The 22,198-nt window shown below is 66.7% G+C and carries 19 protein-coding genes and 1 pseudogene; 8 read left to right on the forward strand and 12 right to left on the reverse strand.

What is annotated here, in order from left to right; translation table 11 throughout:
* Positions 1 to 105 precede the first annotated feature (105 nt).
* The 7 genes from AC56LG_RS15975 (at position 106) to AC56LG_RS16005 (ending at position 8,514) form a co-directional block, all read left to right on the forward strand.
* On the forward strand, positions 106 to 1,239 hold the full coding sequence (locus AC56LG_RS15975; protein ID WP_497167051.1) for a fumarylacetoacetate hydrolase family protein: 1,134 nt from the start codon (positions 106 to 108) through the stop codon (positions 1,237 to 1,239).
* Complete coding sequence (xylB, locus tag AC56LG_RS15980) at positions 1,236 to 2,021, forward strand: D-xylose 1-dehydrogenase (RefSeq protein WP_497167052.1); 786 nt, start codon at positions 1,236 to 1,238, stop codon at positions 2,019 to 2,021. The genes AC56LG_RS15975 and xylB overlap by 4 nt, the downstream gene beginning before the upstream one ends.
* Positions 2,018 to 2,899 carry an SMP-30/gluconolactonase/LRE family protein gene (locus tag AC56LG_RS15985; protein ID WP_497167053.1) on the forward strand — a complete coding sequence of 294 codons (882 nt, stop codon included), beginning with the start codon at positions 2,018 to 2,020 and terminating at the stop codon, positions 2,897 to 2,899. The genes xylB and AC56LG_RS15985 overlap by 4 nt, the downstream gene beginning before the upstream one ends.
* Complete coding sequence (locus AC56LG_RS15990; RefSeq protein WP_497167054.1) at positions 2,896 to 4,680, forward strand: IlvD/Edd family dehydratase; 1,785 nt, start codon at positions 2,896 to 2,898, stop codon at positions 4,678 to 4,680. Before AC56LG_RS15985 ends, AC56LG_RS15990 begins: the two co-directional genes overlap by 4 nt.
* Before the next feature lie 71 nt (positions 4,681 to 4,751).
* Positions 4,752 to 5,756 (forward strand): D-xylose ABC transporter substrate-binding protein, encoded by a 1,005-nt coding sequence (gene xylF / locus AC56LG_RS15995; protein ID WP_497167055.1) that lies wholly within the window; start codon positions 4,752 to 4,754, stop codon positions 5,754 to 5,756.
* Between the two features lie 5 nt (positions 5,757 to 5,761).
* On the forward strand, positions 5,762 to 7,312 hold the full coding sequence (gene xylG / locus AC56LG_RS16000; protein ID WP_497167056.1) for a D-xylose ABC transporter ATP-binding protein: 1,551 nt from the start codon (positions 5,762 to 5,764) through the stop codon (positions 7,310 to 7,312).
* Complete coding sequence (locus AC56LG_RS16005) at positions 7,309 to 8,514, forward strand: sugar ABC transporter permease (RefSeq protein WP_497167057.1); 1,206 nt, start codon at positions 7,309 to 7,311, stop codon at positions 8,512 to 8,514. The genes xylG and AC56LG_RS16005 overlap by 4 nt, the downstream gene beginning before the upstream one ends.
* Before the next feature lie 274 nt (positions 8,515 to 8,788).
* Here AC56LG_RS16005 and proX read toward each other — a convergent pair whose 3' ends face one another.
* The 5 genes from proX to AC56LG_RS16030 form a co-directional block, all read right to left on the reverse strand.
* Positions 8,789 to 9,847 (reverse strand): glycine betaine/L-proline ABC transporter substrate-binding protein ProX, encoded by a 1,059-nt coding sequence (gene proX / locus AC56LG_RS16010; protein ID WP_497167058.1) that lies wholly within the window; start codon positions 9,845 to 9,847, stop codon positions 8,789 to 8,791.
* 17 nt (positions 9,848 to 9,864) lie between these two features.
* Positions 9,865 to 10,947, reverse strand: a complete 1,083-nt coding sequence (gene proW, locus AC56LG_RS16015; protein ID WP_497167059.1) for a glycine betaine/L-proline ABC transporter permease ProW — start codon at positions 10,945 to 10,947, stop codon at positions 9,865 to 9,867.
* Complete coding sequence (gene proV / locus AC56LG_RS16020) at positions 10,944 to 12,173, reverse strand: glycine betaine/L-proline ABC transporter ATP-binding protein ProV (protein ID WP_497167060.1); 1,230 nt, start codon at positions 12,171 to 12,173, stop codon at positions 10,944 to 10,946. The genes proW and proV overlap by 4 nt, the downstream gene beginning before the upstream one ends.
* A gap of 423 nt (positions 12,174 to 12,596) precedes the next feature.
* A complete protein-coding gene (locus AC56LG_RS16025) occupies positions 12,597 to 13,319 on the reverse strand; it encodes a MarC family protein (protein WP_497167377.1) in 723 nt (240 codons plus the stop codon).
* 221 nt (positions 13,320 to 13,540) lie between these two features.
* A complete protein-coding gene (locus AC56LG_RS16030; RefSeq protein ID WP_497167061.1) occupies positions 13,541 to 14,941 on the reverse strand; it encodes an aminotransferase-like domain-containing protein in 1,401 nt (466 codons plus the stop codon).
* A 152-nt stretch (positions 14,942 to 15,093) separates the two neighbouring features.
* Here AC56LG_RS16030 and AC56LG_RS16035 point away from each other — a divergent pair, with 152 nt between their 5' ends.
* The gene (locus AC56LG_RS16035; RefSeq protein WP_497167062.1) at positions 15,094 to 15,333 is read left to right on the forward strand and encodes a hypothetical protein; all 240 of its coding nucleotides are present in this window, start codon (positions 15,094 to 15,096) and stop codon (positions 15,331 to 15,333) included.
* 83 nt (positions 15,334 to 15,416) lie between these two features.
* Here the strand turns inward: AC56LG_RS16035 and AC56LG_RS16040 are convergent, their stop codons facing one another.
* The 7 genes and pseudogenes from AC56LG_RS16040 to AC56LG_RS16070 form a co-directional block, all read right to left on the reverse strand.
* Positions 15,417 to 16,013: an NF038129 family PEP-CTERM protein gene (locus AC56LG_RS16040; RefSeq protein ID WP_497167063.1), complete on the reverse strand. Its 597-nt coding sequence runs from the start codon at positions 16,011 to 16,013 to the stop codon at positions 15,417 to 15,419.
* Positions 16,014 to 16,027: 14 nt separating this feature from the next.
* Positions 16,028 to 17,902, reverse strand: coding sequence for a pectate lyase family protein (locus AC56LG_RS16045; protein ID WP_497167064.1), 1,875 nt, complete (start codon positions 17,900 to 17,902; stop codon positions 16,028 to 16,030).
* A gap of 131 nt (positions 17,903 to 18,033) precedes the next feature.
* Positions 18,034 to 19,311, reverse strand: coding sequence for a glycerate kinase type-2 family protein (locus AC56LG_RS16050; protein WP_497167065.1), 1,278 nt, complete (start codon positions 19,309 to 19,311; stop codon positions 18,034 to 18,036).
* Entirely contained in the window at positions 19,308 to 20,204 is an 897-nt protein-coding gene (glxR, locus tag AC56LG_RS16055) for a 2-hydroxy-3-oxopropionate reductase (protein WP_497167066.1), read from the reverse strand. Before glxR ends, AC56LG_RS16050 begins: the two co-directional genes overlap by 4 nt.
* Before the next feature lie 37 nt (positions 20,205 to 20,241).
* Entirely contained in the window at positions 20,242 to 21,024 is a 783-nt protein-coding gene (locus AC56LG_RS16060; RefSeq protein ID WP_497167067.1) for an aldolase/citrate lyase family protein, read from the reverse strand.
* 307 nt (positions 21,025 to 21,331) lie between these two features.
* Positions 21,332 to 21,601: a fibronectin type III-like domain-contianing protein gene (locus AC56LG_RS16065; RefSeq protein WP_497167068.1), complete on the reverse strand. Its 270-nt coding sequence runs from the start codon at positions 21,599 to 21,601 to the stop codon at positions 21,332 to 21,334.
* Positions 21,561 to 22,082: pseudogene (locus AC56LG_RS16070) on the reverse strand (glycoside hydrolase family 3 N-terminal domain-containing protein); the annotation flags it as partial. The pseudogene AC56LG_RS16070 and the gene AC56LG_RS16065, both read right to left, overlap by 41 nt.
* Positions 22,083 to 22,198: the final 116 nt, after the last annotated feature.

Genomic DNA, 22,198 nt, shown 5'->3' on the forward strand with positions numbered 1-22,198 from the left:
GCCGCCTTGGTGAGTTTCGCAATTGCCGGGCCTTGCCGCGTCGGGCACCATGCGAGCACTGATGCAGCAAGCTGAAAGGGAATGATGAAAGATTCGAGAAATGCCATGTTGCCGCAGGACGCAGAGCGCGCGCTGCTGGTGGGCCGCGTCTGGCGCGGCGGTCCGGAAGGGGGACCCGCGGTGGTCACGCTGCGCGGCGGCGAGCTGGTCGACATCAGCCGGCATGCGCCGACCGTGTCCGACCTGTTCGAACGCGCCGACCTGAACGAGGTCGTGCGCAGCGCGCCGGGCGAGTCGCTCGGCACGCTTGCAGGCCTGGACGAAGGGAGCCTGCTTGCCCCTTGCGACCTGCAGGCGATCAAGGCCTGCGGCGTCACCTTCGCCGTCAGCTTGCTCGAACGGGTGATCGAAGAACAGGCCAAGGGCGACCCGGCCCGCGCCGCCGCCCTGCGCGCCCAGATGCAGGAATGTATCGGCGCCGATCTCTCCGCGATCCGTCCCGGCTCGCCCGCGGCCGCCGCACTGAAGCAGGACCTGGTGGCGCGCGGAATCTGGTCGCCCTACATGGAAGTGGGCATCGGGCCCGACGCCGAAGTGTTCACCAAGGCGCAGCCGATGTCGGCGGTCGGCGCCGGCGCGGCGGTCGGCCTGCATCCGGATTCGCACTGGAACAACCCGGAACCGGAAATCGTCCTGGCGGTGAACGGCAAGGGGGAACCGGTCGGCGCCACGCTCGGCAACGACGTCAACCTGCGCGACATCGAAGGCCGCAGCGCGCTCCTGCTGGGCAAGGCCAAGGACAACAATGCCTCGTGCGCGATCGGACCTTTCATTCGCCTGTTCGACGACGACTTCACGCTCGACACCATCCGCAACGCCGAAGTGAGCCTGCTGGTCGAAGGGGAGAGTGATGGCTTCACCCTGGCCGGCAGCAGCCGCATGCGCGAAATCAGCCGCGACCCGCTGGAACTGGTGGCGCACACCTTCGGCCGCCACCACCAGTATCCGGACGGCTTCATGCTCTTCCTCGGCACCATGTTCTCGCCGATCGAGGACCGCGATGCCGCCGGCGCCGGCTTCACCCATCACCTGGGCGACCGCGTCAGCATCGCGACCCCGGCGCTGGGCACGTTGACCAATCACGTGCAGCGCTCCGACCAGCTGCCTCCCTGGACCTTCGGCGTTCGCGCCTTGTTCGACAACCTGGGCCGACGCGGCCTTTTGAAAAGCACGCAATGAACAGAGCACGCACAATCAAGCCCTACGCCAGCTATCCCGACCTGCCGGGCAAGCGCGTGGTAATCACCGGCGGCGGCAGCGGCATCGGCGCCGAAATGGTCAACGCCTTCTCGCGCCAGGGTGCCAGCGTGGTTTTCCTCGACATCGCGCTCGACGCTTCGCAGGCATTGGAGTCCGAGCTGGCACACCTGCCGCAGCCGCCGCGCTTCATCCACTGCGACCTGACCGACCTCGACGCGCTGCGCCGCGCCTTCGACGCCATCGCCGAAGCCGGATCGGTCGACATCCTGATCAACAACGGCGCCAACGACGACCGCCATGCCGTGGCCGACGTGACGCCCGCCTACTGGGACGAACGGATGGCGGTCAACCTGCGCCACCAGTTCTTTTGCGCCCAGGCCGTGGCGCCCGGCATGCGTGCCCAAGGCGCCGGCGTGATCCTGAACCTGGGCTCGATCTCCTGGCATCTCGCATTGCCGCAACTGAGCCTGTACATGACGGCCAAGGCCGCGATCGAAGGCATGACGCGCGGCCTCGCGCGCGACCTCGGCGCCGACGGTATCCGCGTCAACTGCATCGTGCCGGGCGCGGTGCGCACCGAACGCCAGGAAGCACTCTGGTGCAGCCCGGAAGAGGAAGCCAGGATCCTGGCCTCGCAATGCCTGGGCCAGCGTGTCGAGGTCGAAGACGTGGCGGCGCTGGCGCTGTTCCTGGCGTCCGACAGCGCCGGGCGCTGCAGCGGCCGCGATTACTACGTCGACGCCGGGTGGTACGGCGCATGACGCTTCACCAACCCCAAGTCCTGTGGGACATCGGCGCCGAACTGGGCGAGGGCGCGCTCTGGCATGCGCCGACCCGCTCGGTGGTCTCGGTCGACATCAAGGGCCGGCGCGTGCACCGCTGCGCCTTCGACGGCAGCGACCGGCGCAGCTGGGAGGCGCCGGCCCAGGTGGGCTTTGCGATCCCCTTCGACGACGGCGGCCTGCTGTGCGGGATCCAGGGCGGCCTGGTCCGGCTCGATACCGTATCCGGCGAATTCACGCGCCTGCTGGCGGTCGAACCCGACCGCCCCGGCAACCGCCTCAACGACGGCTACGTCGACGCCGCCGGCGCGCTCTGGTTCGGTTCGATGGACGACGGCGAAAGCGCGCACAGCGGCGCCTTGTACCGGCTGGACGGGCGGGGCCTGGCGCGCATGGACGACGGCTACATCATCACCAACGGCCCCGCCGTCAGTCCCGACGGCAGCACCCTGTACCACACCGACACGCTGGCGCGCCGCACCTACGCCTTCGATCTCGCGCCCGACGGCAGCCTGGCAGGCAAGCGGCTGTTCGCCGAATTCACCGGCAAGGGCCACCCGGACGGGATGGCGGTCGACAGCGAAGGCCACGTCTGGATCGCGCTGTTCGGCGGCGCCCGCATCGAGCGCTACGCGCCGGACGGCAGCCTGGCCGATACGGTCGCTTTCCCGTGCTCGAACATCACAAAAATCGCCTTTGGCGGCGATGACCTGCGCACCGCCTGTGTCACCACGGCGCGCAAGGGCTTGAGCCCTGAGCAGCGCGCGGCGCAGCCGCTGGCTGGCCACCTGTTCACCTTCCGGGTCGACGCGCCGGGGCTGGCGACGCACCAGATTTCGAAAGACGCATTCAAATGAATACGCCACAACAACCGGCACGCCGTTTCCGCTCCCAGGACTGGTTCGACAACCCGGACCACATCGACATGACCGCGCTCTACCTCGAGCGCTTCATGAACTACGGGATCACCGCCGACGAGCTGCGTTCGGGCCGCCCGATCATCGGCATCGCCCAGAGCGGCAGCGACATCAGTCCCTGCAACCGCATCCACCTGGAACTGGCCAAGCGGGTGCGCGACGGCATCCGCGACGCCGGCGGCATCCCGATGGAATTCCCGCTGCACCCGATCTTCGAGAATTGCCGCCGCCCGACCGCGGCGCTCGACCGCAACCTGGCCTACCTCGGCCTGGTCGAGATCCTGCATGGCTACCCGATTGACGCCGTGGTGCTCACCACCGGCTGCGACAAGACCACGCCGGCGCAATTGATGGCGGCGGCCACGGTCGACATCCCGGCCATCGTGCTCTCCGGCGGCCCCATGCTCGACGGCTGGTTCGAAGGCGAACTGGCCGGCTCCGGCACCGCCATCTGGCACGGGCGCCGCAAGCTCGCCGCCGGCGAGATCGACAACGCCAAGTTCCTGCAGATCGCGGCCGCCTCGGCGCCATCGGCGGGGCACTGCAACACGATGGGCACGGCGTCGACCATGAACGCCATGGCCGAAGCGCTCGGCATGTCGCTCACCGGCTGTTCGGCCATTCCGGCTCCCTACCGCGAGCGCGGCCAGATGGCCTACGACACCGGCCGCCGCATCGTCGAGATGGCGCACCTCGACCTGCGTCCATCGACCATCCTCACGCGCGACGCCTTCCTCGACGCCATCGTGGTGAATGCCGCGATCGGCGGCTCCAGCAACGCCCAGCCGCACCTGATGGCGATGGCGCGCCACGCCGGTGTCGAACTGCTGCCGTCGGACTGGATGACCCATGGCCACGCGGTGCCGCTGCTGCTCAACATGCAGCCGGCCGGCAAATACCTGGGCGAGCGCTTCCACCGCGCCGGCGGCGTGCCGGCCGTGATGTGGGAACTGCTGCAGGCCGGCCTGCTGCGCGCCGGGCGGCCGACGGTCACCGGGCAGAGCATGGCCGCCAACCTGGAAGGGCGCGCCAGCGCCGACCGCGCAATGATCGCGCCGTACGCCGCGCCGCTGAAGGAAAACGCCGGCTTCGTGGTCTTGTCGGGCAACCTGTTCGATTTCGCGATCATGAAGACCAGCGTGATCGGCCCCGCTTTCCGCGCGCGCTACCTGAGCCGGCCCGGCCAGGAAAACGTGTTCGAATGCCGCGCCGTCGTGTTCGACGGTTCCGGCGACTACCATGTCCGCATCAACGATCCGGCGCTCGAGATCGACGAATCGTGCATGCTGGTGATGCGCGGCGCCGGCCCGGTGGGCTGGCCCGGTTCGGCCGAAGTGGTCAACATGCAGCCGCCCGATGCGCTGGTCAGGCGCGGCGTGTTCACGCTGCCGACCCTGGGCGACGGACGCCAGTCGGGCACTTCCGACAGCCCGTCGATCCTGAACGCCTCGCCGGAAAGCGCGGCGGGCGGCGGCCTGGCCTGGCTGCGCAGCGGCGACACCATCCGCGTCGACCTGAACACGGGCCGCTGCGACATGCTGGTGCCGGACGACGTGCTGGCGCGGCGCAAGGCCGAACCCGCGCCGCCGGTGCCGGCCAGCCAGACGCCCTGGCAGGAACTCTACCGCGCCACCGTCGGCCAGCTCGAAACCGGCGCCTGCATGGAAATGGCGCTGCCTTACCGCGGCGTGGGCCAGGATATGCCGCGGCATAACCACTGATGTGTAAGATGCGCGTTACCAGATGATGCAGCCCGGCCGTGCGCCGGGATACTAAAACAGACGGAGACAACATGAAAAAGCAACTGAGCGCCGCCATCGCGGCGGCCGTGATGATTCTCGGCTGCGGCCACGCCAGCGCCGATGCCACCAACCCGAAAATCGGCTTCTCGATCGACGACCTGCGCCTCGAACGCTGGGCGCGCGACCGCGATTACTTCACGGCCGCCGCCACCCAGCTCGGCGCCAAGGTCTACGTGCAGTCGGCCGACGCCAGCGAACAAAAGCAGATCGCCCAGATCGAGAACCTGATCGCGCGCGGCGTCGATGCGCTGGTGATCGTGCCCTACAACGCCACCGTGCTGGCCAACGCCATCCGCGAAGCGAAGAAGGCGAAAATCAAGGTGATCTCGTACGACCGCCTGATCCTGAACGCCGACGTCGACGCCTACGTCTCGTTCGACAACAAGGCGGTCGGCCAGATGCAGGCGCAGGCGCTGGTGGCGGCGCGGCCGAAGGGCAGCTACTACCTGCTCGGCGGCGCGCCGACCGACAACAACGCCAAGCTGCTGCGCGAAGGGCAGATGGCGGTGCTGCAGCCGCTGGTCGACAAGGGCGACATCAAGATCGTCGGCAAGCAGTGGGTCAAGGACTGGAGCCCGGCCGAGGCGATGTCGATCGTCGAGAATGCGCTGACCGCGAACAACAACAAGATCGACGCCATCATCGCTTCGAACGACGCCACCGCCGGCGGCGCGATCCAGGCGCTGGCCGCGCAAAAGCTGGCCGGCAAGGTACCGGTATCGGGCCAGGATGCCGACATCGCCGCGGTGCGCCGCGTGATGGCCGGCTCGCAGGCGATGACGGTGTACAAGCCGCTGAAATCGATCGCCGGCGCCGCCGCCAAACTGGCGGTGCAGCTGGTGCGCAACGAAAAGCCGGCCTACAACGCGCAATACAACAATGGCTTCAAGCAGGTGAGCGCCGTGCTGCTGAAACCCATCCCGCTCAACAAGACCAACGTCGACCTGCTGGTGACCGACGGCTTCTATACCCGGGCCCAGCTGGCGGGGAAATAGGCGTCATGGCCGAGTATCTGTTAGAGATGGCGGGCATCGTCAAGGAATTCGACGGTGTGCGCGCACTGGACGGCATCGACATCCGGATCCGCGCCGGCGAATGCGTCGGCCTGTGCGGCGAAAACGGCGCCGGCAAGTCGACCCTGATGAAAGTGCTGTCGGCGGTCTACCCGCACGGCAGCTGGCGCGGCGAGATCCGCTTCGAGGGCCAGCTGCTCCGCGCAGGGTCGATCCGCGAAACCGAAGCCGCCGGCATTGTCATCATCCACCAGGAACTGATGCTGGTGCCCGAACTGTCGGTCACCGAGAACATCTTCCTCGGGAACGAGATCACCCGGCCCGGCGGACGCATGGACTATCCGGCCATGCACCGCCGCGCCGAGGAATTGCTGCGCGAACTGGGCTTGCCGGCCCTGAACGTGGCGCTGCCGGTGAAAAGTTATGGCGGCGGCCACCAGCAGATGATCGAGATCGCCAAGGCCCTGAACAAGAAGGCGCGCTTGCTGATCCTCGACGAACCCTCGGCCTCGCTGACGGCGGCCGAGATCGAAGTGCTGCTGCAGATCATCCGCGGCCTGAAAGCCAAGGGCGTCGCCTGCGTCTACATCTCGCACAAGCTCGACGAGGTGGCGGCGATTTGCGACACCATCTGCGTGATCCGCGACGGCCGCCACATCGCCACCACGCCGATGGCCGAGCTGGATACCGGCCGCATCATTGCGCAGATGGTCGGACGCCCGATGAACCAGCTGTATCCGCGCCAGGAACACGCGATCGGCGAAGTCGTGCTCGAGGTGCGGGGCGTGACCTGCTACGACCCCGATGCGCCGCAGCGCAAGCGCGTCGACGACGTCTCGTTCAGCCTGCGCAAGGGCGAGATCCTCGGCATCGCCGGACTGGTGGGAGCGGGGCGCACCGAACTGGTGTCGACCCTGTTCGGCGCCTATCCGGGACGCTCGCAGGCCGAGGTGCGGTTGAATGGGCAGACCGTGGACACCGGCACGCCGATGCGGGCGATCGCCGCCGGCTTCGCCATGGTGCCCGAAGACCGCAAGCAGCACGGCATCGTGCGCGACCTCGGCGTCGGCCAGAACATCACCCTGTCGGTACTGGGACGCTTCTCGCGCTTCACCCGCATCGACGAGGATGCGGAACTGGTGACCATCAACGAACAGATCGCGCGTCTGGGCCTGAAGACGTCCAGCGCGGCGCTGCCGATTACCGGCCTCTCGGGCGGCAACCAGCAAAAGGCGGTGCTGGCGAAAATGCTGCTGACCCGCCCGCAAGTGCTGATCCTGGACGAGCCCACGCGCGGCGTCGACGTCGGCGCCAAGTATGAGATCTACAAGCTGATGTTCGAACTGGCGGCCCAGGGCGTGGCGATCCTGATGGTGTCGTCCGAACTGCAGGAAGTGCTGGGCATTTCCGACCGCGTGCTGGTGATGGGCGAGGGCCGGCTGCGCGGGAATTTCATCAATGACGGGCTGACCCAGGAGCAGGTCCTGGCGGCGGCCCTGGACCAGAATCAGAATCAACACCAGGAGATGCACGCATGAGTGCAAACGTGAATGCGGCCGTGCCCGCGAGCGGGGCCGGCCCCGCGCGAGAACAGCGATCGGGCAAGATGAACTTCAAGAAGATCTTCACCCAGTACAAGATCCTGGCCCTGCTGTGCGCCATCGCCCTGATCTGGGCCTTCTTTTCCTGGCATACCGAAGGCGGCTTCATCTCGCCGCGCAACCTGTCGAACCTGATGCGCCAGATGGCCATTACCGGCATCCTCGCCTGCGCGATGGTGTTCGTGATCGTCGCCGGCGAGATCGACCTCTCGGTCGGCTCGCTGCTCGGGCTGATGGGGGGCGCCGCCGCCGTGTTCGACGTCAGCCAGGGCTTGCCGCTGCCGGTGACGATCGTCGCCGTGCTGGCCTGCGGCCTGTTCCTCGGCCTGTTCAACGGCTACCTGGTCGCGTATGCGGGCATTCCCTCGTTCATCGTCGGCCTGGGCGGCATGCTGGCCTACCGCGGGGCCGTGCTCGGCATCACCGGCGGCACCACCATCGCCCCGGTCTCGCCGGAGATGGAATACCTGGCGCAGGGCTACCTGCCGCACGCGCCGGGCGTGGCGCTCGGTCTCGTGCTGTTCGCGCTGGCGATCGTGCTGACCTGGCGCGGACGCGCCAATCGCACGCTGCATGGCCTCCCGGTCGGCCCGCTGTGGCAATCGGCCGCGCGCGTGGTCGCCGTCGGTGTGGTGCTGTTCGCCTTTGTGCGCACCTTTAACAGCTACGAAGGCATCCCGCTGCCGGTGCTGCTGCTCCTGCTGCTGCTGGGCGTGTTCAGCTACGTCGCCACCCAGACCGTGTTCGGCCGCCGCATCTACGCGGTCGGCAGCAATGCCGAAGCGACGCGGCTTTCGGGCGTCAACGTGCGCGCCGTGAAACTGTGGATCTTCGGGATCATGGGCACGATGTGCGCGCTCGCCGGCCTGATCAACACCGCGCGCCTGGCGGCCGGTTCGCCCTCGGCCGGCACCTCGGTCGAACTCGACGTGATCGCCGCCTGCTTCATCGGCGGCACCTCGATGCGCGGCGGCTCGGGCACCGTCTACGGCGCGCTGATCGGCGCGCTGGTGATGGCCAGCCTCGACAACGGCATGTCGATGCTGGACGTCGACAGCTACTGGCAGATGATCGTCAAGGGTGCGATCCTGACGCTGGCGGTGTGGGGCGACGTGGTGACGCGGGCCGGGAGGCGTTGAGGAAGAGGCGGGGCGCTTCGTTCCTCGTCCGGCCCGATCAGATCCGTAGGGTGGACTCTTGAGTCCACGCGGTGCTACGTTTGCATGTCGAAATGAATCTCGCAGGCTTGGGCGCATCTGCAACGGACCGTTCCAGGCGCTTCGGTTTGCACAGGTTTGACCGCGTGGACTCGAGAGTCCACCCTACGAACTACTACTGGCAGATGATCGTCAAGGGCGCGATCCTGACGCTGGCCGTGTGGGCGACGTGGTGACGCGGGCAGGGAGGCGTTGATCAGGGTTTTGCCGCCGCCAGCGCCTGCGCGATCCAGCTGTCGAACAGCGCCTGGTGGTACTTGATCCAGCCGGCCGTATGACGCGCGATGTCGGCCTGGGTGTTTTCGCCGCTGCGCATGCGCTCGTTCTGGGCATTGATGTCGGCGATCGGCAACTGCATGACCTCGAATAGTTTGGCGGCCGCCGGATTCTTCGCGGCCCAGGCGCGGTTCACCACGATGCGCGTCGTGTTCACAGCGAAGCCATAGTCGCTGCCGTCGCCGAGGCGGGTATTTGACTTCTGCGGATTGCTCGAGAACGGCACCTGCAGCCAGACGACGTCCTTGCCCGGCACCAGCACGCCGCTGACCCAGTAGGGCGTCCAGGTGTAGTACAGGACCGGTTCGCCGCGCCCGTGGCGGCCGATGGTGTCGGCGATCAGGGCCGCATAGCTGCCCTGCACGTGCGTGACCGTCGCGCGCAATTTGTAGGCGTCGAGGTGATGTTCGATCATCGCTTCGCAGCCCCAGCCCGGATCGCAACCCGTCAGGTCCGCCTTGCCGTCGCCGTCCTGGTCGAACAATTTTGCCAGGTTGGGGTCGCGCAGCTGGTCGATGTTCGTGATCTTGTACTTGTCGGCCGTGGCCTTGTCGATCAGGTAGCCCTGCGCGGCCGGACCGGCATACTGGCCGGTGCGCAGCAGCTTGGCGTCGCCGCCGGCATTCTCGTAATAGTCGCGGTGCAGCGGGTCCCAATGGACCGCGAGGAAGGTCGCGTCGCCATTCGCGACCGCGATGTGCGCGGTCGGATAGGCGACTTCCTTGATCGGCTGCGGCGCGTAGCCGAGCTTTTCCAGCGCGCTGTTCACCAGCATGGTCTGGAAGGTTTCTTCGGCCACCGAGCCTTGCAGTGCCTGCACGGGGCTGCCCTGGCCGGGCAGGCCGCGCAGGTCAACATCGGGCGTTTGCGCCATGGCCAGGCTGGTGCTCAAGGTGAGGGCGGCCAGCACCATGGCCGAGAGCCACTGGAACTTGCGCTTGGCTTTGTACGTGAGTGTGAAGTTTTTAATATGCTGCATCGAGATCCTTTTGTGTATTAGTGTGCAGTGATGGGTGCGGCCGCATCGGCGCGCGGCGCACTGCCGCGTACAAGACGCAGGATGAAACCGGCCGGCCCCGTCTGGTACCAGTGGCGCACGCCGCGGCGCGGCTGGCCCAGCGCCTGGGTCAGGCGGTCGAGCGTGATCGCCAGCAGCACGATGCCGAGGCCGCCCACGGTGGCCAGGCCCATGTCGAGGCGGCCGATGCCGCGCAAGACCATCTGGCCCAGGCCGCCGACCGCGATCATCGAGGCGATCACCACCATCGACAGCGACAGCATCAGCGACTGGTTGATGCCGGCCATGATCGACGGCATTGCCAGCGGCAGCTGCACGCGGGTGAGCAGCTGCCAGGGCGAGGCGCCATACGCGCGCGCCGCTTCGACCAAGTCCGGCCGCACCTGGCGGATGCCGAGGTTGGTCAGGCGCACCAGCGGTGCCAGCGCGAAGATGATCGTCACGATCACACCCGGCGCATTGCCGATCCCGAACAGCATCACCACCGGCACCAGGTAGACGAAGGCGGGCGTGGTCTGCATCGCATCGAGCAGCGGGCGCAGGGTGTTTTGCGCACGCTCGCTGCTGGCCAGCAGTATCCCCAGCGGCAAGCCGATCGCCAGGCAAAAGCCGAGCGAGGTCAGCACCAGCGACAGCGTAATCATCGCTTCCGGCCAGACGCCCAGCACCGACAGCGCCAGCAGCGCCAGCACGGTGCCGGCGGCCAGTGCGCCGCCGGTGAACTGCCAGGCCAGCAAACCGATGATGGCAATCACGACCGGCGCCGGCGCGGCAAGCAGCACGGCGCCGGCGGCGCTCAGCGCCGCGTCGATCGGCGCGCGCACGGCCTGGAACAGTGGACGGAAGTGCTCAACCACCCAGCCCAGGCCGTCATTGATCCAGGCTTGCAGCGGCAGCGCGCCGTCGAGGATGTGCGCCAGGTCGATGCCGCCGGCGTGCGCGGGCGTGGCCGCCGGCCCGGCCGCGTCGAGCCAGGACGTGTCGCCCGGTGGGGTAGGCAGCCATGGGTTGGCCTGGACCGCGTCTGCTGCTTGTGCTGCAATGGTGGTACTCGGATTCATGCTTGTCCTTTCTGCGTTTCGGGAATCGGCGGCGTATCGCGGTCGAGGAATTTCAGCAGGGTGGTCTTGCTGATGGCGCCGCGAAAGCGCCCGTCGTCGCCCACCACCGGCACCGCGTACGGCAACTGCGCCACCTGGCCGAACAGGCCGGCCACGGGCTCGTCCGCACCGATGGTCCGCACCTCCGGCAGGAAGGCATGCGCCAGGCCGAGCGGACCGGTATGGCCGTCGAGCGCGCTGCGCAGCGAATCGGCCGAGACCATGCCGAGGAATTCGCGGCGCGGATTGACGACGTAGGCGTAGGCGCGGTCTTCTTCTTCCAGCATCGACAGCGCCGCGCGCGACCCGCGGGCGGGCGACTCCGACACCACGACCTGGCTCTTGCGCGCGATGTCGCCGGCCTTGAACACGGCCGCCGCATCGACGCCGCGCACGAAATTGCGCACGTAGTCGTTGGCGGGCTGGCGCAGGATGTCTTCCGGCGTGCCGACCTGCACCACGTGCCCGTCCTTCATGATGGCGACGCGGTCGCCGATGCGCATCGCTTCGTCGAGGTCGTGCGAAATGAAGACGATGGTGCGGCGCTTGATCTGCTGCAGGCGCAGCAGTTCCGATTGCATCTCGGTGCGCATGATCGGATCGAGCGCCGAAAACGCCTCGTCCATCAGCAGGATCGACGGGTCGCAAGCGAGTGCGCGCGCCAGTCCCACGCGCTGCTGCATGCCGCCGGAGAGTTCGTCGGGATAGCTGGCGGCATAGGCCGCCAGGCCAACCTGTTCCAGCGCCTGCCGCGCCAGCGCATGGCGTTCGGCCTTCGGGATACCGGCCAGTTCCATGCCGAAGGCCGTGTTGTCGAGCACGGACACGTGCGGCAGCAGCGCGAACGACTGGAACACCATGCTGATGTCCTTGCGGCGCAAGGCGCGCAGCTGCGCGTCGGGCAGGGTGTTGATGTCGTCGCCGTCGACCAGGATACGGCCGGCGGTCGGCTCGACCAGGCGGTTGAGCATGCGCACCAGCGTCGACTTGCCCGAACCGGACAAGCCCATGATGACGAAGATCTCGCCCGCTTCGATGGTGAAGCTGGCGTCGAAGACGCCGATCGTGCAGCCGGTCTGCGCCAGGATGTCCTGCTTGCCGGCGCCCTGGCGGACCAGCGCCAGGGCCTCGTCAGGCTGGTCGCCGTAGACCTTGAAGACGCCGTCGATGATGATTTGTTTGGCCATATTGTTGTTGTCCTCCGATGTGGCGGATGAATGAAACCCCGCCGCCGCGACGGCGCAAAGCCGCGCGGGCGACGCAAAGGGGGCGAGACACGTGTTCGCGACGGGACGATGCCGTTCGTGGGTGTCGTGCGCGTACCGAAAGAGGCTGTGGTTCAGGACTTTCTGGCACGCAGGCGCGCTGCAAGGGCAGGGCACCGGAGCAGTTGACGACAAATGCGTCAAACGCCAACGAGATGCGGGCGCATGGCCCAGGAATAGTTCCCACACATGAAGTGGAAAACAGGTGCGGCAGAGGTGTTACTGAGGGTATTTGTTATAAACAGGTGGCAATTATAGCGAAAAAATATCTGAAAGTCAACTAACGACTTTGGTCTAAATGTGCTAGTAATGTTGGCTCGCGCACAGGCTGCGGCCCGCCGCCATTCAAAGGCGTGCGACGATGGCCTCGATCGCGGCCAGGTGCGTCGGCACGGAAGTGACCTCGCGCAGCAGTTCGCGCACGCCTTCCCAGACGATCTGCACCCCGAGGCAGAGCAGGATGAAGGCGGTGAGGCGCAGGAAAACGGCTGTGCCCGCCTCGCCGATCAGGCGCAGGAAGTGTTCCCCATATTTAAAGGCGAGAAACAGCAGGACGCCGATGACCGCCAGCGCCAGCAAGGCGCCGCCCATGCGCGCCAGCGAGATGACGAGCTCGACGTCGTGCAGGGAGACGCCCACCGTGATGGCGACCGAGATCGAGGCTGGTCCGCAACTGATCGGGAAGGTCAGCGGATAGAACGCCTGCCGGTGCGCATGGTCCGGCGTAAAAGCCTCCGCCAGCGCGGCCCGGCTGTCGGGCGTCGCAGGGGTCGCGCCCAGCAGGCGCCAGGCAACCGACGCGAGGATCAGGCCGCCGCCGACGCGCACGATGGGCAGCGCAATGCCGAAGAAATCGAGTACGTACGAGCCAACCAGCATCGACCCCGTCATCAGCCAGAACATGTTGCGGGCAATGCGGCGCGCCAGCAGGGTGCGCGTCGCGGGCGACGCCCCTTCCGTCATGCTCAGGAAAATCGGCGCGGTGGCGGCCGGATTCAGGATCGGCAGCATCGCCGCCAGCACGAACAGGAAGCTTCTGGCCGCTGCCAGGATCAGTTCGACGGTCATTGCGGGATTCTCGGGCAGGGAGTTGAAATACATGCCTGGCTTGCCAGGGCCGAAAGGTCTCGTGCACCGTTCGAACCTGGCACGGCGACACACGCATTCGCACACCGGAGGAGCGCTTGCGCATGCAGGCAGGCCATGACAGAACCAGACTGTACATGATGCCTCGGCCTGGGGACGACACGCTTGGACGCTTTCGCTTGCGCCGCTGGCGGCATGATCAGCTAGACCACGGCAGCGCCGAACGGCTCGGGCCGCCGCGCAAGCAGCCGGGACAGCCGCTGCAGACCCGCCTGCAGGCGTCCCCGATCCTGGATGCTGCCCAGGGAAATGCGGATCGCATTCACGTAAGCGGCGTCCGTCGCGAACGCCTCGGCCGGCGTGACCGCGATGCCTTCGCTGCCGGCCGCACGCGCAAGCTGGGACGAGGTCCAGTACGCCGGCAACGCGAGCCATACATGCAGCCCGTCTCCGCTGCCGCTATAGCGCCCGGCAAGAATATGGCGCGCCATCCGGTGGCGCAGGCGCGCCTCCCTGCGAACGCCTTCCATCAATCCGCCGGCCGAACCGTCGAGGATCCACTGCGTCGCCAGTGCTGCCGTCAGCGGAGCGGCCATCAGCGCAAATGCCCTGAGCGCCACCAGGAAACGTTCGCGTTCGTCCGGATCGCGTATGAGCACGAAGGCGACACGCAAGCCGGGCGTCAGGCATTTCGACAGGGTCGAGATGTAGACCACCTGTTCCGGCGCGAATGTGGCAATCGGCGGCGGCGGGGCGTCGGCAAGGAGCCAGTAGGGATCGTCTTCGACGATGCGTACACCGCAGCGCTGCGCGATGCCGGCAAGCGCCTTGCGCCGGCGTTCCGGCATGGTGACGGCGGTCGGGTTCTGTAATGTCGGATTGAGGTAGACCAGCGCAGGCTTGTGCCGGCGGCACGCTTCCTCCAGCATCCCGGGCACCATCCCGTCCTTGTCCGCTTCGACAGCAATGATCCGCCGGCCGAACCGGGTCGCTGCGGCACGCACGCCGGGATAACTCATCGGCTCGGACAGGATGGCGTCGCCAGGCTGGGTCAGCGCAAGGATGGATGCGGCGATCGCCGCTTGCGCACCCGGACAGACAAGAACCTGCCCGCAATCGAGATGCCCGAACATCGGTTCGAGCCACCTGGCGCCAGCCTTGCGGTCGACGTGGCTGCCGCCGCCCAGGTGGTACGTCATCAGCAATTCATTGTCTGCCCTCGTCAGTACCTGGGACAGCCCTTGTTTCATCAGGTCGCCGAAGTCCACGCCGTCCGGAGGCGGCGGGGTATTCATGCTCAGGTCGAGGACCGAGGTCAATTCGACTTTCGGCGCCGCGACATAGGTGCCCCGCGCGCCGCGGCCCTCCAGCAAGTTGCGGCGCCTGGCTTCGTCGTAGGCGCGGGTGATCGTCGTCAAGTCGGCGTCCAGTTGCGCCGCCAGCAGGCGCTGCGGTGGCAGGCGGTCGCCCGGTTTCAGCGATCCATCCGCCACCGCCGCCTGCAGGGCATCCGCAATCTGCAGGAAACGCGGCCCTTTGTTCCTGGCCAGGCGCGGCAGCCAGATTGGCGAATCATCGTCTTGTATGGTTTTCAACTGGGACATTTTGTCTCGATGTATGGATATTGCTTTTGCGTAGAATGCCTCAGAACGTGCAGCAATACTATCCATGCACGAAACGACGCTACGGAAGCAGCGTATTAAGCAGTGTTCCTGCCGATAGACAGTGTCAAGTAATAGCCTGGAAAATACTCAAAATGATCGATTGGTTCCCGATAGTCGCGGTGATATTCAAGTTTCTCGTGCTGGGCACGGGCATGTTCTTCGCCATCAAGTGGCATTACGACCAGGGGAAGAAGGGAAGGGAAAAGGAGCGGCGCGAGGTGTTGCGCGGAGCCATCAAGGTGGCCGTCATCTTCGTGCTGGCGCTGCTGGGACTGGGCTTTATGACCTGGCTCCTTGTGAGCAGGCTCAGCCTGGATCTGGGCTTGTCGTGACGGCAAAGGGTATTCCGAGCTGGTAAACGACAACAGCCGCGACGATCGCGGCTGTTTTCCATTCAGACAGGCTCAAGCTGTCATCACGCACGCTTGCGCCGCACCAGCCCCAGCATCCCGAACGCCAACAGCCCCAGCAGCAGCGACGACGGTTCCGGCACTTCGCTGACGTCCGCCAGCCCATTCCCCGGCAACACCTGCACCCCGCCCGCGACGCCGTTCACCTGCGGCAGCAGCGAGAACGCCGCAAAACTGCCCGCCTCCCCGATGTAGCCGCTGAAGTCGGGGTTGTACAGGCTCGCGCTGAACAGCGAGGCGTCGATGTTGTCGGTGGAGGCGAAGTCGCCCTCGAAGCTGAGGTCGAAGCTGAAGCGGCCGCCCAGGTCGACGAACCGCGTCAGGTAGCTGCCGCCATCCTGGTTATTCAGCACGAAGCCGCCGGCCAGGGTGCCGGAGACGCCGGCCGAGCTCTCGAACAGCGCGCCGTAGGCGCCGTGGAAGTTGGTCAACAGCGCCGTCGCCGGCGTCGCCCCGGCATTCGCCAGGAAGGTGAAGTCCATCAAGCCCTGGCCGCTGTAAGCATGGGTGTCGACGTCGACGCGCCAGGTCGGCCCGGCCTGGGCGGCGCCGCTGGCGAACAGCGCCAGGGCGAGGAAGAACGTGGAGAAGAGATTTTTCATGTGGATGTCCCGATTTAGAAAGTGCCGATGAAGACGGCATTCGTGTAGCCGATCGCGGCCCTGCCCGGATTGGTATAGGTCAGCGGCACCGTCACCGAAGCGCCGGCGGCGATGGCATTGCCGGCGACGCTGACGTAGGGCGCGCCATTGTGCGTGCCGCTGGCGTTGTCGAGTGTGACGCCCGCCGTCAGGTTATCAAACACCAGCTCGAACGGACCGGTCAGCGCCGCGCCGCCCGTGTTGGTCAGCGTGATGGTGGCGCTGTACTTGCCGCTGACGCGGTTCAGCGTCAGGCCGGAGCGCAGCAGCGCGAAGCGCGATGTGGCTTCGAGCGGGGCAGGGTTGAAGGTCACCTTGCCCGATCCGGCCAGCGCCAGGTTATGCGCCTTGACGTCCTCGAACGAAGTGAACGGCGTGTAGCCGTAGGTCGGCACCCAGCCCAGGTCGTTGGTGTAGGGGCCGAGCGCGAAGCCGCTCGAGACCGAGGCGTTGCTGGCGCTGGTCCAGTTACGCTCCAGCGCAGCCCTGGCGGCGGCCTCGATCTGGGCTGACGCGGGCACGCCGTTGATCCACGAACCGACGTCCTTGAACTGGTAGCCGTTCAGGTTCGACACCACTTTCGATGCATAGTCGCCCGGTCCCGTGATGTCGAAGGCGTTCGACTCGGACAGGATCTTCGATTCCGCGCCCATGCCGATGAAGTAGCTCAGCTTGTACTCCTGGGCGGCGGTGTCGCCCTGGTAGTAGTTGTTGTACAGGTGGATGCGGCCGAAGCGGGCGCGCGGCGCGCGCTGGGTGGTGTTGGTCCAGATGTTGTTGCTGAAGGTGAGGCGGTTGAAGGCGCGTTCCTTGGCGCCATTCTGGTCGCCCGAGCCGCCGACCATATTGGTTTTGTCGTGGTTCTTGAAGACGTTGTACGAGATCGTCACGAAGTCGGTGCTGTCTTCCATGTCGAGCAGGCCGTCGTGGCGCTGGACGCGGCTGGTGACGCCGTTGATGGTCACGATTTCGGCGGAATCGAAATGGCTGCCGTCGCTGAGCGTGTTGTGGTCGATCCACAGCTGCTTGCCGGTGACGACCGAAATCGCCTTGTAGCGCGCATTCCATTCCTTGCCGTTCCAGTCGGCGGTGAGGTCGAGCGGCGCTTCCAGTTCGAGGTTGCGGATGATGATGTTCTTGCTGGCGTTGATCGAGAAGTAGCCGTCGATCAGTTTGGCCTCGTCGCCCATGCCGACGATCGTCGTGTTGGAGGGGACGATGGCCTGGATCTGCTCCTTCTGGATATTGCGCAGCGTGCTTTTCGCCGAGCTCAGGGCCTGGATGCGCGCCTTGAGCGCGATCGCGTCGGCTTCGCCGGCGGCGACCCTGGCGTTCAGGTCGGCCATGAAGGCCGTGTCCAGGCTTTGCAGGTACAGGTTCCAGTCCCACTTGGCGGCGGTGGCGTTGAGCGATTTATAGTAGGCCTCGTCGGCGCGGCGGCCGTTGCCGATGTCGGTGCCGTAGATGGTGCCGCTGAACTGCACGATCTTCGGTTCGAGTTTCGCCGCGGCGGGACTGGTCTGGTAGGTCGGGCTGTTCACGTTCGCCAGCGCGGCCTTGAGTTCGGCCCAGGTGCGCACCGTGTAGATGTTACTGGCGGGAGCGGCCGCGCCGCCGGTGGTGCCGTCGCCCTGCGATGCCCAGCCGCTGACCAGGTTGGCCTGCGCCTTGGGTGCGGCATCGGCCGGCTGGGCGACGGCGGTCGCCGCCGTTGCCAGCGACGCGCCGGCACCCGTATCGACGGCCGCATCGCCGCCGCAGCCCTGCAGGAACAACGCCGCAACCAGCATGCCCATGCCGCTCCTGCGCGGCCCCATGACAGCCTTGAATCCGTTGACTTGTGTCTCCATTTTTTGCTTCCTCAATGTTATTTTGGTCGGGCCAGTGTAGATCTGGTTGGACCGAAAATAACAGGAGTAACAAAAAACATAACGGCGCCTGGTCAATTTCGAACCGGTTTCGACGCCGTATGGACACAGCTTCAGGAATCGGTGTCGATGTAGATCGCCCTGAAGTCGTTCACGTTGGTCAGGGTCGGGCCGCACACCACCGAATCGCCCAGCGCCCCGAAGAAGCCGTGGCCGTCGTTGTCGGCCAGGCTGGCGCGGGCGCGGATGCCTTGCGCCCAGGCGCGCGCCAGCGTGTCCGGGGCCAGCAGCGCGCCGGCGATCTCTTCCTGGCCGTCGACGCCGTCGGTGTCGCAGGCGATCGCATGGATGCCGGCCAGGCCATCGAGCGCCACGGCGAGCGACAACAGGAATTCGACGTTGCGTCCGCCGCGCCCCTGGCCGCGCAGCGTGACCGTGGTCTCGCCGCCCGACAGCAGGATGCAGGGCGGCGCGAACGGCTGGCTGCGCGTGGCCACCTGGCGGGCGATACCGCCCATGACGATGCCGACGTCGCGCGCTTCGCCCTCGATGCTGTCGCCCAGGATATGGGCCGGCACCCCGGCCGCGCGCGCCACCGCGGCGGCGGCTTCCAGCGCCATCTGCGGCGTGGTGATCAGGCGGATCTCGTGGCCGGCCAGGCGCGGGTCGCCCGGCTTGACCGACTCGCCGCGCCCGCTTTCGAGTACCTCGCGCACGTGCCGCGGCACGTCGATGCGGTGGCGCGCCAGCACCGCCAGCGCGTCGGCGCAGGTGGTGGCGTCGGCGCAGGTTGGCCCGCTGGCGATGTCGACCGGGTCGTCGCCCGGCACGTCCGAGATCAGCAAGGTCAGCACGCGCGCCGGGTGGCAGGCGGCGGCCAGGCGGCCGCCCTTGATGGCGGAGAGGTGACGGCGCACGCAATTCATCTCGCCGATGGTGGCGCCGCTGGCCAGCAGCGCGGCGTTCAGGCGCTGCTTGTCGGCCAGGTCCAGCCCGGGCGCCGGCAGCGGCAGCAAGGAGGAGCCGCCGCCGGAGATCAGGCAGATCACCAGGTCGTCGGCCGTCAAGCCGCCGACCATCTCCAGCATGCGCCGCGCGGCCTCCATGCCGGCGGCGTCCGGCACCGGGTGCGCCGCCTCGACGATCTCGATGCGCTCGCACGGCACCGCATAGCCGTAGCGGGTGACCACCAGGCCGCTCAAGTCGCCGGGCCAGTGCCGTTCCAGCACGCGCGCCATCTCGGCCGAGGCCTTGCCGGCGCCGACGACGAGGGTGCGCCCGCGTGGCAGCGGAGGAAGATGCTGCGGTAGGCACAAGGCCGGCTGGGCGGCCGCGACGGCGGCGTCGAACATCGCGCGCAGGAGGGCGCGCGGAGAAGTGAATTGGCTCATTGCGCTACCGTACCACCGATGTCGAAATTCGCCATGATTTCCAGTGCGCGCACCAGCGCCGAATGGTCCCAGGCCTTGCCGCCATTGGCCGCGCAGGTGGAAAACAGCTGCTGGGTGGTGGCGGTGTTCGGCAACGACAGGCCCAGCTCGCGCGCGCTGGCCAGCGCCAGGTTCAGGTCCTTCTGGTGCAGTTCGATGCGGAAGCCCGGGTCGAAGCTGCGCTTGACCATGCGCTCGCCATGCACTTCCAGCACGCGCGAGGCGGCGAAACCGCCCATCAGCGCCTGGCGCACCTTGCCGGCGTCGGCGCCCATGCGCGAGGCGAACAGCAGCGCTTCGCCGACCGCTTCGATGTTCAGTGCGACGATGATCTGGTTGGCGACCTTGGTGGTCTGGCCGTCGCCATTCGCGCCGACCAGGGTGATGTTCTTGCCCATCAGGTCGAACAGCGGCTTGACGCGGTCGAACGCTTCCTGCGAACCGCCGACCATGATGGTCAGGCTGGCCGCGCGCGCGCCGACCTCGCCGCCCGAGACCGGCGCGTCGAGATAGTCGCAGCCGAGGGCGTCGATGCGCGCGGCGAACTTCTTGGTTTCGAGCGGCGAGATCGAGCTCATGTCGACCACCACCTTGCCGGGCGTGAGGCCCTCGGCCACGCCGCCGGCATCGAACAGTACGGCGGCCACGTGCGGCGTGTCCGGCACCATCACGATGACGATGTCGGCCTGCTGCGCCACCGCGCGGCTTGAGGCGCAAGCCTGCGCACCTTTGCCGGTCAATTCTTCCGGCAGCGGCTTGACGTCGTGCAGAAACAGTTGGTGGCCGGCTGCCAGCAGGTGTCCCGCCATGGGGGTGCCCATGATGCCCAGGCCGATGAATCCGATCTTGCTCATGTTGTCTCCTTTGATGATGGTAACGGTGGATGCGCGCTCAAGCAAGGCTCGGCGCGGCGTCGCGGTATCTGGCGGCCAACTGCTCGGCGCCGCGCGCGAGGATGCCGGTGTCACTGCCGACGGCGACGAAGCTCGCGCCGGCCCCGATCCAGTGGCGCGCCAGGCGCTCGTCGCCGGCCAGGATGCCGGCCGGCTTGCCGCAGGCGCGGATGCGGGCGATGGCGTCGTCGATGGCGGCCACCACGTCCGGGTGCCCGATCTGGCCGATGTGACCCATCGCCGCCGCCAGGTCGCCCGGGCCGATGAAGATGCCGTCGACGCCATCCACCGCGGCGATCGCCTCGATATTCGCCAGCGCGGCCGGGGTCTCGACCTGCACCAGCAGGCACAGTTGTTCTTCGCAGGCGCTCGGATAATCCTTGATGCGGCCGAAGTCCGAGGCCCGCGCCGCGGCGGCATAGCCGCGCACGCCGCGCGGCGGATAGCGGGTGGCCGCCACCGCCTGGCGTGCTTCCCCGGCATCCTGCACGTACGGGATCAGGAGCGTCTGCACCCCGATGTCGAGGTAGCGCTTGATGTTGACCGTATCGTTCCAGACCGGACGCACGATCGGGTGCGCCGTGCCGCGTGCGATCGCCTGCAGCTGGCAATGCACCATCGGCAGCTCATTGGGCGAGTGCTCGGTGTCGAGCAGCAGCCAGTCGAAACCGGCATTCGCCAGCAGTTCGACCGTGACGTGGCTCGACAGCCCGGACCAGAGGCCCAGCTGCATCTCGCCCTTGCGCAGCGCGTTCTTGAAATGGTTACTCGGGACCTGCATGTCTTCCTCCTGATGTGGCCCTCATGGCCGGGTGGGTTGGATCCGACAGCGAACGATGAAACAGGTGTGATCAAAATATGTGGTATGACGTCGTACAACTTATAGCGAAGGTAACACATTTTTGCAGGCCGTCATACCCTTCGTTGTCAATACCCGGCCTGCATGTGGCGAGTTTGCCAAACGTCCTGCCAGGTCCCGCCTCAGTCCATGATTCCAGTCCATTAAGCGGGAATCATCTCTAACGTAGTGTGGACTCGGGAGTCCACCCTACATCACTGACCGGCGCTGGACCGGCCGCGCAATACCGCTATTTCGGCAGCAATTTTTCACCCTCGACCTGGACGCTTGCCGTCACCGTTTTGGCGAAAGCCGGCTGGCCGCCACCCAGGTGCAGCTTGTAGGCGCGGGCGCGCACCTTGCGCACGCCTTGCCGGTCGACCTGCGACAGGGCCCGTGCATCGATGCCGATGGTGACGGCCTGGCTCGCGCCCGGCGCCAGGTGGATGCGGCGGAAACCCGCCAGCACTGCGGATAAAGGCGATGCCCAGCTGCCCGGCCAGGTGCGGGTCTTCGCCATAGGTCTCTTGCCCCCGGCCCCAGCGCGGATCGCGGAAGATGTTGATGTTCGGCGTCCAGTAATTCACGCCGACATAGCGGCTGGTGCCTTTCGCATCGCGTTTCAATGCCGCGTTGTGGTTGGCCCGGCCTTCGAGCGCGATGGTGTCGCCGATCTCGCGCATCAGGTTCGTGTTCCAGGTGGCGGCCAGCCCGATCGCCTGCGGGAAGACGGTGGCATTGCCGGCGCGCGCGACGCCGTGCAGGACTTCGTTCCACCAGCCGTAGCGCTTCAGGCCGAGCCGTTCGATGGCCGGCGCATTATCCTGCATCTGCTCGGCTTTCTCTTGCAGCGTCATGCGCGCCACCAGGTCGCGCGCGCTCTTCGGGTTCCGGGGCGGTGTTGCGAAACGCGGGCGGTGCTTCGGCATGGCTGGCGGCGGCTGCGCACAAGAGGGCGCAGGCGAGGGGAATGGCAAAGGCGAGGGGGCGGAAAGCTGCATGGTTCTCCTGGAGGTTCGATGACTGTTGCAGCCATTCTGTGGGTACTCGCACGGCGCAGCAATTGCGAAAACCGCCAATCGGTCCTGCGTTTTTTTCCGTTTCGAGTGCGTGGGCG

This window comes from Telluria sp. ZB2R32, assembly GCF_059685715.1.

Coding starts and splice junctions, on each gene's coding strand:
- AC56LG_RS16040 (WP_497167063.1), bottom strand. CDS start 16,013: ATGAAAAATCTCTTCTCCACGTTCTTCCTCGCCCTGGCGCTGTTCGCC.
- AC56LG_RS16050 (WP_497167065.1), bottom strand. CDS start 19,311: ATGAGCCAATTCACTTCTCCGCGCGCCCTCCTGCGCGCGATGTTCGAC.
- AC56LG_RS16030 (WP_497167061.1), bottom strand. CDS start 14,941: ATGTCCCAGTTGAAAACCATACAAGACGATGATTCGCCAATCTGGCTG.
- AC56LG_RS15975 (WP_497167051.1), top strand. CDS start 106: ATGTTGCCGCAGGACGCAGAGCGCGCGCTGCTGGTGGGCCGCGTCTGG.
- xylB (WP_497167052.1), top strand. CDS start 1,236: ATGAACAGAGCACGCACAATCAAGCCCTACGCCAGCTATCCCGACCTG.
- xylG (WP_497167056.1), top strand. CDS start 5,762: ATGGCCGAGTATCTGTTAGAGATGGCGGGCATCGTCAAGGAATTCGAC.
- proW (WP_497167059.1), bottom strand. CDS start 10,947: ATGAATCCGAGTACCACCATTGCAGCACAAGCAGCAGACGCGGTCCAG.
- AC56LG_RS16065 (WP_497167068.1), bottom strand. CDS start 21,601: ATGGCGAAGACCCGCACCTGGCCGGGCAGCTGGGCATCGCCTTTATCC.
- proX (WP_497167058.1), bottom strand. CDS start 9,847: ATGCAGCATATTAAAAACTTCACACTCACGTACAAAGCCAAGCGCAAG.
- glxR (WP_497167066.1), bottom strand. CDS start 20,204: ATGAGCAAGATCGGATTCATCGGCCTGGGCATCATGGGCACCCCCATG.
- AC56LG_RS16045 (WP_497167064.1), bottom strand. CDS start 17,902: ATGGAGACACAAGTCAACGGATTCAAGGCTGTCATGGGGCCGCGCAGG.
- AC56LG_RS16025 (WP_497167377.1), bottom strand. CDS start 13,319: ATGACCGTCGAACTGATCCTGGCAGCGGCCAGAAGCTTCCTGTTCGTG.
- AC56LG_RS16035 (WP_497167062.1), top strand. CDS start 15,094: ATGATCGATTGGTTCCCGATAGTCGCGGTGATATTCAAGTTTCTCGTG.
- AC56LG_RS15990 (WP_497167054.1), top strand. CDS start 2,896: ATGAATACGCCACAACAACCGGCACGCCGTTTCCGCTCCCAGGACTGG.
- AC56LG_RS16060 (WP_497167067.1), bottom strand. CDS start 21,024: ATGCAGGTCCCGAGTAACCATTTCAAGAACGCGCTGCGCAAGGGCGAG.
- xylF (WP_497167055.1), top strand. CDS start 4,752: ATGAAAAAGCAACTGAGCGCCGCCATCGCGGCGGCCGTGATGATTCTC.
- proV (WP_497167060.1), bottom strand. CDS start 12,173: ATGGCCAAACAAATCATCATCGACGGCGTCTTCAAGGTCTACGGCGAC.
- AC56LG_RS16005 (WP_497167057.1), top strand. CDS start 7,309: ATGAGTGCAAACGTGAATGCGGCCGTGCCCGCGAGCGGGGCCGGCCCC.
- AC56LG_RS15985 (WP_497167053.1), top strand. CDS start 2,018: ATGACGCTTCACCAACCCCAAGTCCTGTGGGACATCGGCGCCGAACTG.